An 11,438-nucleotide genomic window follows, 5' to 3' on the forward strand; every position below is an offset into this window, starting at 1 on the left:
GTTAGGCTGGGCGCTGCATCGCGATCAAGCTTGAAGACGTGCGGATGCGTAACGACATGGTCGGCAATGCGCCTTGTCCGGATCGTCCTCGCCGTCTTGCTCTGGATCGCGGTCGCGTTGTGCCTTGTCGCCACGATCGCGCCCTTCTTTCTCGACCGCATCTATTATCGGGGGCCGGTGACCGGCCATTTCGACGGGCAGCGCTTCTTCAATCCCGACGGCGACGCGCTCGACATCTCCGCCGCCCGCCGCAACCGGCTGTTCCGGCAGCAGATCTTCGGCGACCCGACCCGGCCTGCCTGGCCCGCGCGCGTGGCGGTGACGCCGGCCAGGCCCCCGGCGCGCGTGGAGGGGAGCGAGATGCGCGTCACCTGGATCGGCCATGCCACGGTGCTGGTGCAGGCGGACGGCATCAACATCCTCACCGATCCGGTATGGAGCGACACCGTCGGCCCGTTCGGCATCGGGCCGCGCCGGGTTGCCGCGCCGGGCGTGCGCTTCGAGGACCTGCCGAAGATCGACATCGTCCTCGTCAGCCACAATCACTACGACCATATGGACCTGGCGACGCTCAAGCGGCTGTGGGATCGCGACCGGCCGCTGATCGTGACCTCGCTGGGGAACGACGCGATCCTGGCCGCGGCCGGCGTGGACGCGACGGCGCTCGACTGGGGCCAGGGGGCCGCGCGGCGATCCGGCCCGGTGGTGACGGTGACGCGCAGCCACCATTGGGGCAGCCGCTGGTTCGTCGATCGCAGCCGGGCGCTGTGGTCGAGTTTCGTGGTGCACTTGCCGCACGGCAATTTCTTCTTCGCGGGCGACACCGGTCTCGGCGACGGCAAATGGCCGGCCGAAGCGGCGGCGCTCGGCCCGGTCCGCTTCGCCGCGATTCCGATCGGCGCCTTCCGCTTCGACGAGGGGCAGATGGCCAGCGGCACGCATATCGGCCCGCGGGACGCGATCCGCGTGTGGGACGGGCTGGGCCGGCCGAGCGCGCTCGCGGTGCATTGGGGCACCTTCCGCCTCTCGCGCGAGGGCTATGCCACGCCGCCGTTCATGCTGCGCGGCATGCTGCGCTGCGCGGGCGTGGATCCGGCCCGCTTCGCCGCGCACCGGATCGGCGAGAGCTTCACGGTGCCGCCGCTCGGCACGCCGCCCGCGCCGCCCGATTATGCCGCGCTCGGCCATTGCATCCAGGCCGGCCGTTTCGACGCGCTGCGCTGACTTTCCCGCATCGGCCGCTCGGGTTAGGCTCGCATCGTCTCAAAAGGGGGAGAGGGAAGATGCGCAAGTTCGTTGCCCTGGCGGTGATCGCCGGGTTCGCCGCCGCCGCGCCGCTGCAGGGCCAGGAGGGCAAGACGTCCAACGAGGCGCGCGACATGATGCTGTCGCTGGGCAGCGGAATGAAGGGCAAGAAGCTCGAAAAGGCGATCGCCAAGGCCGAGCAGTTCCCGCTCGGCAGCGCGAAGAACCCGGTGCGGGAGAACAGCCCCGAGGGCGAGCGCGCCTATCTCGCCCGGCTGCGCTGCGCCGACGGCACCGCGCCGGCCTTCGACCGGTCCGGCAATGTCGGCGAGGGGCCCTTCGGCTTCATCGTCGACCTCTACAAGGTGCGATGCCCGGGCCGGGACGCGGTCGATGTGCATATCGACATGTATCATGACGGCGGCGAGAAGCGGGCGGTTCCGGGCTTCACCATCGTCGACTGAGCCGCGCCGCCACTGCCCCACGTCCACCGCTCCGTGCGCCGAGCCGTGGGGCGAGCGCATTTCAGGTGCTTGAAGGGACCGGGGGGCCAGGTCTATCCTCCGGCGAATCCGGGAGGGGTCCCCCAGTGAACAACCGCGCGACGGGCGCCGTGCGACGCTATGATACGACGATCGACCGCGCCGGGCTCGCGCTCGGCGTGGGGAGCGCGTTCGCGGGCCTGATCGTGCTCGGGCTGCTGCTGCTCGGCGGCAAGCGGGATCCGCTCAGCCTGGTCGGTGGCTGGCTGATCGGCAGCCTGATCGCCGGCATCGCGATCACCGCGGTGGGCGGCCCGCTCTGGCTGGTGATGCACGTTGCCGGCCTGCGCCGCGCCCGCCATGCCGCCCTGGTCGGCGCGGTCACGGCGCTCGCCATCTTCGTCGGCGCCCAGACCTATGGCTTCGGGCTGTTCGAGATGCCGCCGATGGACAGCCGCGCGCTGCTGTTCCGCTGGATCAGCGCCGTCGCGTCAAGCGGGATCCTCGCGCTGTTCGCCGCCGGGATCGGCGCCCTGATGTGGCGCATCGCCTATCGCAGCGAATAGCCCGGGGGTTGTCGCACGCATCCCCCCGGCGCGACGCGCCCGCGGATCAGGCCTTGCACTCGCCGAGGCGCTTGCCGGTGAGCCGCAGGGTCATGGAAGTCGCCTTGGTCTGTCCCGTCGGGGTCTGGCGCTGGGTCATCGTCAGGTCGAACGCGGTCGGCGTCTGGGTGCCGCTGAAGCTCGCCTGCGCCTTGCCCATGGGCGTATCGCATTCCATCGCCGCATCCAGCTTGCCGCCCACGAAGCGATATTTGGAGAAGCGGCAGCCGGGCGCCATCGCGCCGAGCCTGGAGATGTCGAGCGGCTTGAGCTCGTCGGCCTTGCGGCAGCCGCGCTCGGTGCGGGGCGGCTTGCCCACATCTTCCTTCATCTTGGCGGCAATCGCCTCGGGCATCGCGCCAGGCTCCAGCGCGACGAGCTGCATGCTGGTTTCCCACTGGCCCGACTTGCCGGGCGCTTTGGTCTCCGCCGCGGCGGCCTGCTTGGCGACTTCCTCGACGCTGGCATTCTCCAGGCGGATATCGCCGGTGCGGCGGGCGCTCTCCTCGGTCGAGGGCCCCTGATTGCAGGCGGCGAGCGGGAGCAGGGCTCCGGCGGCGAAAATCGTCAGGCGCATGATGTCCCCCGGGGTTGGCGTATGGGCGAGCCACACCCCATATTCCGCCCGATGGCAATCCAGATTCGCACCAGCCTGGCCGAGCCCGAGACCGGGCAGAGCTTCGTGCCCCACCGCCCGCAGCGCCCGGAGAAGTCCGAGGGCGGCAGGTTGTTCAAGCTCGTCAGCGAGTATGAGCCCTCGGGCGACCAGCGTTTCGCGATCCCCGAGCTGGTCGAGCAGGCCCGGGCGGGCGAGCGCGACCAGGTGCTGCTCGGCGTCACCGGTTCCGGCAAGACCTATACCATGGCCAAGGTGATCGAGACGCTGCAGCGCCCGGCGCTGGTGCTCGCGCCGAACAAGATCCTCGCCGCACAGCTCTATGGCGAGATGAAGAGCTTCTTCCCCGAGAATGCCGTCGAGTATTTCGTCAGCTACTACGACTATTACCAGCCCGAGGCCTATGTGCCGCGGTCGGACACGTACATCGAGAAGGAAAGCTCGGTGAACGAGGCGATCGACCGGATGCGGCATTCGGCGACGCGTTCGCTGCTCGAGCGCGACGACGTGATCATCGTCGCCTCGGTGAGCTGCCTTTACGGCATCGGCTCGGTCGAGACCTATTCGGCGATGATCTTCGACCTGAAGAAGGGCCAGACGGTCGACCAGCGCGAGATCATCCGCAAGCTCGTCGCGCTCCAGTACAAGCGCAACGACGCGGCGTTCGCGCGGGGTGCCTTCCGGGTGCGCGGCGACAGCCTGGAGATCTTCCCCTCGCACTATGAGGACAGCGCCTGGCGCATCTCCTTCTTCGGCGACGATATCGAGGAGATCACCGAGTTCGATCCGCTGACGGGCGCGAAGGTGGCGAGCCTCGACTATGTCCGCGTCTTCGCCAACTCGCACTATGTCACGCCCGGGCCGACGATGAAGCAGGCGATGGAGGGCATCCGCCACGAGCTGACCGAGCGGCTCAAGGAACTGGAGGGCGAAGGCAAGCTGCTCGAGCATCAGCGGCTGGAGCAGCGGACGAATTTCGACCTGGAGATGATCGCGGCGACGGGCAGCTGCGCGGGCATCGAGAATTACAGCCGCTTCCTCACCGGGCGCCTGCCCGGCGAGCCGCCGCCCACGCTGTTCGAATATCTCCCCGAGAACGCGCTGCTCTTCGTCGACGAGAGCCACCAGACGATCGGCCAGATCAACGGCATGTCGCGCGGCGACCATCGCCGCAAGGTGACGCTGGCCGAATATGGCTTCCGCCTGCCGAGCGCGATCGACAATCGGCCGCTGCGCTTCAACGAATGGGAGGCGATGCGCCCCCAGACCGTCTATGTCTCGGCCACTCCGGGCGGATGGGAAATGGAGCAGGCGGGCGGCGTGTTCGTCGAGCAGGTGATCCGACCGACCGGGCTGATCGATCCGCCGGTGGAGATCAAGCCGGTCGAGGAGCAGGTGCAGGACCTGATCCAGGAGTGCAAGGCGACGACGGCGAAGGGGTATCGCACGCTGGTGACCACGCTCACCAAGCGCATGGCCGAGGACCTGACCGAATATATGCACGAGGCGGGCGTGAAGGTCCGCTACATGCATTCGGATACCGAGACGCTGGAGCGCATCGAGCTGATCCGCGACCTGCGGATGGGGGTCTATGACGTGCTGGTCGGCATCAACCTGCTGCGCGAGGGCCTGGATATCCCGGAGTGCGGGCTGGTGGCGATCCTCGATGCCGACAAGGAAGGCTTTCTGCGCAGCGAGACCTCGCTGATCCAGACGATCGGGCGCGCGGCGCGCAACGTCGAGGGGCGAGTGATCCTCTATGCGGATCGCATGACCGGCAGCATGGAGCGCGCGCTCGCCGAGACCGGGCGCCGCCGCGAGAAGCAGCAGGAGTATAACGCCGAGCACGGCATCACGCCGGAGACGGTGAAGAAGAATATCGGCGACATCATCGCCCATGTCGCCTCGAAGGATCAGGTGACGGTGGAGATCGATGCCGATCGCCCGCACATGGTCGGCCACAATCTGCGCGCTTATATCGAGGAGCTCGAGAAGAAGATGCGCGACGCGGCGGCCAATCTGGAGTTCGAGGAAGCCGGCCGCCTGCGCGACGAGATCCGCGCGCTGGAAGCCGAGGAGCTCGGCCTGCCCGAGGACCAGCGCAAGGCGCCGGTCATGGGGCGCAGCAACGAGGGCAAGCCGGGCACGCGCAAGACGCGCTACGGCAAGGTCCAGAAGAAATGGGGCGGCGGCCGCCGCTAGACTCCTGAGCCCGCTGCGATAATCCTGCCGTGCGATAGCGCGCGGAAGGGGGAGCGGATGGCCGGATGGAGGAAGCGCGTCTCGCGCTGGTGGCTCGACGACCTGTTCGGCCCGCGGCACGAGGTTCGCTTCGCGCTTCGGATCAGCACCCGCCTCGCCTGGCTGCGGCTCCGCCTGTGGCTGCGGCGGCCCCGGGGGATGGGGCTGCGGCGCCATTGGCCCAAGCCGGTCGCGCTCGCGCTGGTCGGCATCCTGGTGCCGCTCGGCATCGCCGCCGTGCTTTCGCTGCTGTTTCCGCAGGAAGCGCGCGGCGTCGCCGCCGCCTTCCATCGCCTCTTCACCGATCCGGAGGCGCCGCGGCTCGAATGGCGCGAGGCGGCGCAGATATTGCTGCTGCTGATCGGCGTGCCTTCCGCCTTTCTGCTCTGGCTGTTTCGGGACCTCAACGTCAACGCGACGCTCGACAACCAGCGCAAGGACGTGAACCTCAAGGAATTCCAGGAAATCCAGATGCGCGCCGCCGGCGCCATCGACGAGAAATTCCCCGCCGCCGCGCGCGAGACGCTGCAGATCGCCGCCCTGCACCAGATGCGTGCGTTCCTGCGCGGCGAATATGGCAAGAGCTTCCAGCGCCCGGCCTTCGAGCTGCTGCGCGCGCGGCTGGTCGCGAGCGCCGAGGCGACCGGCAGCAGCATCGTGGGGAATTGGCTGCAGGATTGGCGCGAGCGCTTCCGCCGGCTCGAGGGGCGCGACGCGACCCGCGCCGTGGTCGAGATGAAGCGCGAGATCGCCGGCGCCCGGCGCAAGCTTCGCCCCTGCGCCATCGCCGCGGCGGAGCAGACCATCCTGAGCGAGGAATGGGAGGCGGTGCTTCGAGGCAGCCTGCCGCTCGCGGGATCGGCCTTCGATCGCATCCAGCTGGGGCGCAAGACCGTGCTTTCCGGGGCGAGCTTCATCGATTGCCGCTTCCGGCTGGCGCGGCTGCGCTATGTGCATCTCGAGCGCGCCGAGCTGTCCGGCGCCTATCTGGAGGGCGCCTATCTGCGAGGCGCGCATCTCGAACAGGCCGTCTTCTTCTACGCCTATCTCGAATATGCCTCCTTTGTCGGCGCCGGTCTCGACCGGGCGTTGCTGCAGGGCGCCAGCGCGGCCGGCGCGCGGTTCACCAGCGCCTCGCTGCGCTTCGCGACGCTGGCCGATGCCGATCTGCGCGGCGCCTCCTTCTCGAACGCGGACCTGCGCGGCGCCGATTTCCTGGCTGCCGAACTCGCGGGCGCGAGCCTGAGAGGGGCGCGGCTGGAAGGCGCGAAGCTCGCCGATCAGGACGCGAGCCTGGTGGGCAATTGCGCCGGCGCCACGTTCGACGAAGCCACCGAGTTTGCGGCCGACTGGTCGATCCTGCCCGAAAGCGAGCGTGAGGCGGCGCGGCTGCCCTGGCTCGCCCGGGGAATGCGGCGGGTCTGAGGCGCGATGCCGCGATAGAACGAAGCGGCAGGCCGTTTCGTCGCCGTAGCGGTTGAGCCGCCCGGGCACTTCCCGCATAAGGCCGCGCATGCGACGCCAGCTGCTCGTCTTCGCCTCCGCGCTCGCCATTGCGGGCTGTTCGGAAACGCCGCGCGTGGTGCCGCCCCCCGCGCCCGCCCCCAGGCCGGTTCCCGTGCCCGCTCCCGCGCCGGCCCCGGCGCCCGCGCCCGTGCCGCAGGGCCCGGACTGGCGCGACTGGCCGCTCACGCCCGGCGACTGGGTCTATCGCCAGGACGGTCGCGGCTCGGTCGCGTTCTTCGGCGTGGCCGGCGGCGAGGCCGAGCTGATCCTGCGCTGCGACGCCGGTCGCGGCCGGGTAGTGCTTTCGCGCAGGGGCGAGGGCGTGGCGAGCGTCACCGTGCGGACCACCAGCACGCTCCGCCAGCTCCCGGTCCAGCCGCTCCCCGGCGCGGCACCGCGGCTCGCCGCCGATCTCGCCCCGTCGGATTCGCTGCTCGACGCGATGGGCTTCAGCCGCGGGCGGTTCCTTGTCCAGGGCAATGGCCTGCCCACGCTGGTGGTGCCAGCCTATGCCGAGGTGCTGCGCGTCACCGAGGATTGCCGCGGATAGATGGGAGAAGGCCGATTCCAACGGCATGCGGCCGGCTTTCCGGCCCAGAATTCCAGAATCGCTCAGAAAAAGATTTTATACAAGACTTGTTCTGCGACTCGCGGTGATTCAAATAGTTGGCGTGCCCTTTGAGGGTGCGTGCTTCTTCAACTAGCGAAAGGAGGTGATCCGATGTCTCATGGTTCAGCAATGGGGTCGGTTCAGTTCGTTCGGGAGACGCACCGCTGAGCAGACGGACGCGGTCGGAAGCCCTCCGATCGTAAGGCGCACGGGAGGTATCCTCCTCCAATCAACGGCGCCAGTCCGAAGCAAAGCGGTCCGCATGGTCTCCCGGGCTGGAGCTTCCGGCCGCTGACCATGTCGGAGGTCGCCGGGTCGTCGGGAGACGCCCCGGCGGCCTCTTTCATTTTACGGGGCGGTTCGAGCGCCCGCCCATCCCGGGAAGCACTTGTGATGGCATTGGGTGCATCCGCGGCGGCTGCGATGCGCGTCTGCCGCGCGCGGCGGCGCTTTCTCGGCGGATTGATCGCCATCCCCGCCATCTCCGCCATGACGCCGGCGGCCGTCCGGGCGACGGGCATCCCGCGCGATCCGATCGCCGCGCTGGCGCTGGACGGCGCCCCGGCATGGCGGCGGAAGCCGTGACCGGTACGGACTATTGGGACCTGCTCGAACGCCGCTTCTTCCGTCCGGCGGGCATGCGCTCGACGGGGCCGCGCAACCGGCTGAAGCCCGGCGCCCGGATGGCGTCCGGGCATTTCTGGAACGATGACCGTTTCGACGACAACCCGCCCGCCAGCGCCCCCGGTTCGACCTGGGCGGCGGGCGGGCTGCTCTCGACCGCCGCCGACATGGCGCGCTGGTCGATCGCGCTCGACCATGGCCGGATCCTCGGATCGGCGGCGCGCCGGGCGATGTGGCAGCCCGCGCCGCTCGCCGATGGCCGGCCCGCGGGATGGGGATATGGCTGGCAGGTCGAGACGGCGGGCGGCAGGACGATCGTGTCGCATGGCGGCGGCACGGCGGGCTTTTCCTGCCGGTATCGCCGCGATCTGTCCGAACCGCTCACGACCATCCTTCTCACCAATCAGAACGGCCGGGCGGATCCGAAGACGATGACCGACGCCCTGCTCGCGGCGATCCGGGCCGAGGGCCTCATCGCGCCGGCGTGAATGTCATCCTGCGCACCGCGCCGTCGAAGCTTTTCGCGCCCAGCACCAGCATGTTGTTGCCGTCGAGCAGCGTGACCCGGCCGGGCAGGCGGAGCGTCCGCCAGCCGGGCGCGGCGGGCACGTCGAGCGCCAGCGGCGTGCCGCCGTTCAGCGTCAGCGCGAGCGTGCCCCCCTTGCCGGACCGCACTTCCACGTCGACGGCATAGCCGCCGCTCTCGGCCGAGAGCGAATAGCGCAGCCATTCCCCTGGCACGAAATCGCTGACGTACAGATATTCGCCCTCCGCGCGGGCGATGTCGACGCCGTCGTTGCGCCAGGTACGGCCGTTGTTCCAGGCGGTCCGCGCCTTGCCGGTGGCGACATGGTAGTTGGCGTCGTCGGTGTCGCTGTACGCGACGCCGGCCGGGCCGATGTCGTAATCCACCGCGTCGATCGCGCCGCCTTCCGCCGTGACCAGGAGCGGCGCGGAAGGGCGTGGGCTTGGATCGTGCGGCTGGCGCAGCATCGCGTCGACCACGTCCTGGTGGAACAGGTTGTTCTCGTGCCGGATGTCGTGGCGGGCGAGCTGCATCAGCGTGGCATAGGCTTCCTCGCCGCTCGGGCGCGGACCCTTGCCGGTCCAATAGGCGACCAGCCTGTCCCAGCCGGGATTGGGGGCGATCTCGTGCGGATTGTTGAAACCGATCTTCTTCAGCGGCCAGAAGGCCCAGCCGATGCCGTGCCGCTCGACCAGGGAGATCGCGTCGCGGAACCAGACATTGGAATTCTCCCCCGATTCCCCCAGCCAGAGGGGCATGGCGTAGGTCTTGCGCAGTTCGAGGAACGGCGCGATCGACGCTTCGTCGTTGAAGTTCCAATATTTGTGGAAGCTGAGCGCGGTGTTCGCGTCGGCGAAGGGCAGCAGGCCGGCATAGTTGTTGCCCCAGCAATTGCCCTCGATGACGAGCATGTGGCGCTTGTCGACTTGGCGGATCGCGGCCGCGATATCGGTGTAGAGCTGCTTGAGCGGGGCGTTGCCGGTCTCCTTGCAGCCATGGTCGCCGCCCGGGGCGGAGAAGTCCCAGTTCGGTTCGTTGAGCAGGTCGTACGCGCCGATCCCGGGCTCATTGGCATAGCGCGCGGCCAGCTTGCGCCACAGCGCGATCGTCTTGCGGCGATTCTCCGCGCTCTGCCACAGCGCGGGCCTGGCGGGATCGCGGTCGGCGATGGGCAGGTCGTTGCCCTGGCCGCCCGGCGCGGCGTGCAGGTCGAGGATCAGGTACATGCCATTCGCCTTGGTCCAGCCGAGCAGCGTGTCGATGCGGCGGAAGCCGTCCTCCAGCCAGCTGTCCTGGCCCGGCACCGGCTCCTTCTCCGCCGGCAGGGTGAGCAGATTATAGTGCATCGGCAGGCGGACGGAGTTCATTCCCCAGCGCGCCATCATGTCGATGTCCGCCTTGCGGGTGTGGTTGTCGAGCCAGGCCCGATAGAATTCCGCGGTCTTCTCCTCGCCGATCAGGTCGGCGATCGCCGCGCGGATGCGGTGTTGCTGGCCCGATCCCAGCTGGCCGAGCTGCAGCATATAGCCTTCCTGCAGCATCCAGCCGCCCAGCCCCATGCCCCGCAGCAGCACTTCCCGGCCGCTCTCGTCGACGATGCGGGGGCCATCGGCGCGCAGAAAGCCCTGCGCGGAGGATGGCAACGTTGTCATCATCGTGAACGAGGCTAGCAGGGCGAGCGCGTGCTTCTTCATCCGGGCGGTCCTCTCTGTTCGATTTTGGCGGGAGGGTAGCGCGGGGCCGGGCCGGGATCGACCCGGATTCGTCCTGGCCGGGCGCGTTCAGGGTGTGGGCGCGCGATCCGGCCGGTCATACAGCTCCCATAGCTGTTCTCCCGTCACCACGTCGGCATAGGGCCTGCCGTTCGCATCGCGGCTCGGCGCATAGCGGAAACGTTTCCGGATCAGCCGGCAGGTCGTCTCGTCGAGATCGGCATTGCCGCTCGATCGCGTCACCTGGCAGTCGGTCACGCGCCCGTTCACGCCCACCGTGAAGCGCAGCCCCACCGTGCCGCTAGCGCCGGCCTCGGCCGCTGCCTTCGGATAGTCGCGCCCGCTGATATGGCCTTCGAGCAGCCGCAGCACCGTGCCGCCCCCGCCGCCCGACCCGTCGCCGCTGCCGCCCGATCCCGTGCCGATGCCGGATCCGCCGGCACCCGTGCCCGGTCCGGCCACGGGCGCGCTACCCGAATGCGCGTCATTGCCCTGCATCGGAAGCGTCGCCGCGGGAAGCGGCTGGGGCAGGGGCGTCTTCACCGGCGCGGCCACTTCGGTGGCGCGGGAAACCAGGTTGGGCGGCGCCGCCTTGCCCGATTCCCGGGGGGCGCGGGGCTTCGGCTTCGGCGTGGCTTGCGGCTCCGGCGGCGGTGGCGGCGGCAGCACGAAGCCCACCAGCCGCATCGCGGGTGTGGGGACGAGATGCAGGCTGACTCCCAGCCCGCGCATCAGCAGCCAGACGAGCAGCACCACCAGCGCCAGCGCGCCCAGCGCGCTACCCAGCCGCTCGCGCGGGGTCGGGATGCCGGCGCCTGTCATGCCGCGGACAATGCGCCGGATGCCGCGAACGATCCCGATGAATGCAATGTTGTTTTCGGTTCATGCAACCGCCGGCTGTCCGGCAAGTTGTCTGCACATTGGTTTCGAGGAAGGAATGGAAATCATGCGCAAGCTCATCGCGGCCACCGCCGCTCTCGCACTGGCCATGCCGGTTGCGGTCATTCCGACCGCGCCTGCCCAGGCCCAGTCGCACTACAAGGGCAAATCGTCCAAGTCGCGCACCTACTACAAGAAGTGCCGCCGCTCGTCCGGCACGGCGGGCCTGGTCGGCGGCGCCGCGGTGGGCGTGCTCGCCGGGCCGGCGATCATCGGCCATGGCCTGCTCGGTGCCGCGGTGGGCGGTGTCGGCGGCGCGCTCGGCGGCCGGGCGGTCGATCGCAGCATCACCGCCAAGAAACGCTGCTATTATGTCCGCCGATAGAGGCCGG

12 protein-coding genes are annotated in these 11,438 nt (G+C 69.2%); 9 read left to right on the forward strand and 3 right to left on the reverse strand.

Features of this window, described 5'->3' with window-relative positions:
• The first annotated feature begins 66 nt into the window (after positions 1-66).
• The 3 genes from OMP43_RS11560 to OMP43_RS11570 all read left to right on the forward strand — a co-directional run bounded on the left by OMP43_RS11560 (position 67) and on the right by OMP43_RS11570 (position 2,293).
• A complete protein-coding gene (locus OMP43_RS11560) occupies positions 67-1,224 on the forward strand; it encodes an MBL fold metallo-hydrolase (protein WP_280279873.1) in 1,158 nt (385 codons plus the stop codon).
• A gap of 59 nt (positions 1,225-1,283) precedes the next feature.
• Complete coding sequence (locus OMP43_RS11565; RefSeq protein ID WP_280279874.1) at positions 1,284-1,709, forward strand: hypothetical protein; 426 nt, start codon at positions 1,284-1,286, stop codon at positions 1,707-1,709.
• A 125-nt stretch (positions 1,710-1,834) separates the two neighbouring features.
• Entirely contained in the window at positions 1,835-2,293 is a 459-nt protein-coding gene (locus tag OMP43_RS11570) for a hypothetical protein (RefSeq protein WP_280279875.1), read from the forward strand.
• Between the two features lie 46 nt (positions 2,294-2,339).
• Here OMP43_RS11570 and OMP43_RS11575 read toward each other — a convergent pair whose 3' ends face one another.
• Positions 2,340-2,909, reverse strand: coding sequence for a DUF3617 domain-containing protein (locus OMP43_RS11575; protein ID WP_280279876.1), 570 nt, complete (start codon positions 2,907-2,909; stop codon positions 2,340-2,342).
• Positions 2,910-2,960: 51 nt separating this feature from the next.
• On the opposite strand from OMP43_RS11575, the gene uvrB reads away from it, so the two are divergent.
• The 5 genes from uvrB to OMP43_RS11600 all read left to right on the forward strand — a co-directional run bounded on the left by uvrB (position 2,961) and on the right by OMP43_RS11600 (position 8,417).
• Positions 2,961-5,150: an excinuclease ABC subunit UvrB gene (gene uvrB / locus OMP43_RS11580; RefSeq protein WP_280279877.1), complete on the forward strand. Its 2,190-nt coding sequence runs from the start codon at positions 2,961-2,963 to the stop codon at positions 5,148-5,150.
• Between the two features lie 57 nt (positions 5,151-5,207).
• Entirely contained in the window at positions 5,208-6,614 is a 1,407-nt protein-coding gene (locus OMP43_RS11585; protein WP_280279878.1) for a pentapeptide repeat-containing protein, read from the forward strand.
• 88 nt (positions 6,615-6,702) lie between these two features.
• Entirely contained in the window at positions 6,703-7,245 is a 543-nt protein-coding gene (locus tag OMP43_RS11590; protein WP_280279879.1) for a hypothetical protein, read from the forward strand.
• 453 nt (positions 7,246-7,698) lie between these two features.
• Positions 7,699-7,890 carry a hypothetical protein gene (locus tag OMP43_RS11595; protein ID WP_280279880.1) on the forward strand — a complete coding sequence of 64 codons (192 nt, stop codon included), beginning with the start codon at positions 7,699-7,701 and terminating at the stop codon, positions 7,888-7,890.
• Complete coding sequence (locus OMP43_RS11600) at positions 7,872-8,417, forward strand: serine hydrolase domain-containing protein (RefSeq protein WP_280279881.1); 546 nt, start codon at positions 7,872-7,874, stop codon at positions 8,415-8,417. Before OMP43_RS11595 ends, OMP43_RS11600 begins: the two co-directional genes overlap by 19 nt.
• Here OMP43_RS11600 and OMP43_RS11605 read toward each other — a convergent pair.
• Positions 8,401-10,149 carry a cellulase family glycosylhydrolase gene (locus tag OMP43_RS11605; protein ID WP_280279882.1) on the reverse strand — a complete coding sequence of 583 codons (1,749 nt, stop codon included), beginning with the start codon at positions 10,147-10,149 and terminating at the stop codon, positions 8,401-8,403. The two genes, OMP43_RS11600 and OMP43_RS11605, sit on opposite strands and share 17 nt — an antisense overlap.
• An 87-nt stretch (positions 10,150-10,236) precedes the next feature.
• Positions 10,237-10,989: a TonB family protein gene (locus OMP43_RS11610; protein ID WP_280279883.1), complete on the reverse strand. Its 753-nt coding sequence runs from the start codon at positions 10,987-10,989 to the stop codon at positions 10,237-10,239.
• A gap of 124 nt (positions 10,990-11,113) precedes the next feature.
• Between OMP43_RS11610 and OMP43_RS11615 the strand changes: the two genes are divergently transcribed.
• On the forward strand, positions 11,114-11,431 hold the full coding sequence (locus OMP43_RS11615; RefSeq protein WP_280279884.1) for a hypothetical protein: 318 nt from the start codon (positions 11,114-11,116) through the stop codon (positions 11,429-11,431).
• Positions 11,432-11,438: the final 7 nt, after the last annotated feature.

Origin of the sequence: Sphingomonas sp. CBMAI 2297 (genome assembly GCF_029870595.1) — a bacterium.
Taxonomy (GTDB): domain Bacteria; phylum Pseudomonadota; class Alphaproteobacteria; order Sphingomonadales; family Sphingomonadaceae; genus Sphingomonas.

Coding starts and splice junctions, on each gene's coding strand:
- OMP43_RS11560 (WP_280279873.1), top strand. CDS start 67: ATGCGCCTTGTCCGGATCGTCCTCGCCGTCTTGCTCTGGATCGCGGTC.
- OMP43_RS11590 (WP_280279879.1), top strand. CDS start 6,703: ATGCGACGCCAGCTGCTCGTCTTCGCCTCCGCGCTCGCCATTGCGGGC.
- OMP43_RS11585 (WP_280279878.1), top strand. CDS start 5,208: ATGGCCGGATGGAGGAAGCGCGTCTCGCGCTGGTGGCTCGACGACCTG.
- uvrB (WP_280279877.1), top strand. CDS start 2,961: ATGGCAATCCAGATTCGCACCAGCCTGGCCGAGCCCGAGACCGGGCAG.
- OMP43_RS11595 (WP_280279880.1), top strand. CDS start 7,699: ATGGCATTGGGTGCATCCGCGGCGGCTGCGATGCGCGTCTGCCGCGCG.
- OMP43_RS11600 (WP_280279881.1), top strand. CDS start 7,872: ATGGCGGCGGAAGCCGTGACCGGTACGGACTATTGGGACCTGCTCGAA.
- OMP43_RS11605 (WP_280279882.1), bottom strand. CDS start 10,149: ATGAAGAAGCACGCGCTCGCCCTGCTAGCCTCGTTCACGATGATGACA.
- OMP43_RS11615 (WP_280279884.1), top strand. CDS start 11,114: ATGCGCAAGCTCATCGCGGCCACCGCCGCTCTCGCACTGGCCATGCCG.
- OMP43_RS11610 (WP_280279883.1), bottom strand. CDS start 10,989: ATGACAGGCGCCGGCATCCCGACCCCGCGCGAGCGGCTGGGTAGCGCG.
- OMP43_RS11565 (WP_280279874.1), top strand. CDS start 1,284: ATGCGCAAGTTCGTTGCCCTGGCGGTGATCGCCGGGTTCGCCGCCGCC.
- OMP43_RS11575 (WP_280279876.1), bottom strand. CDS start 2,909: ATGCGCCTGACGATTTTCGCCGCCGGAGCCCTGCTCCCGCTCGCCGCC.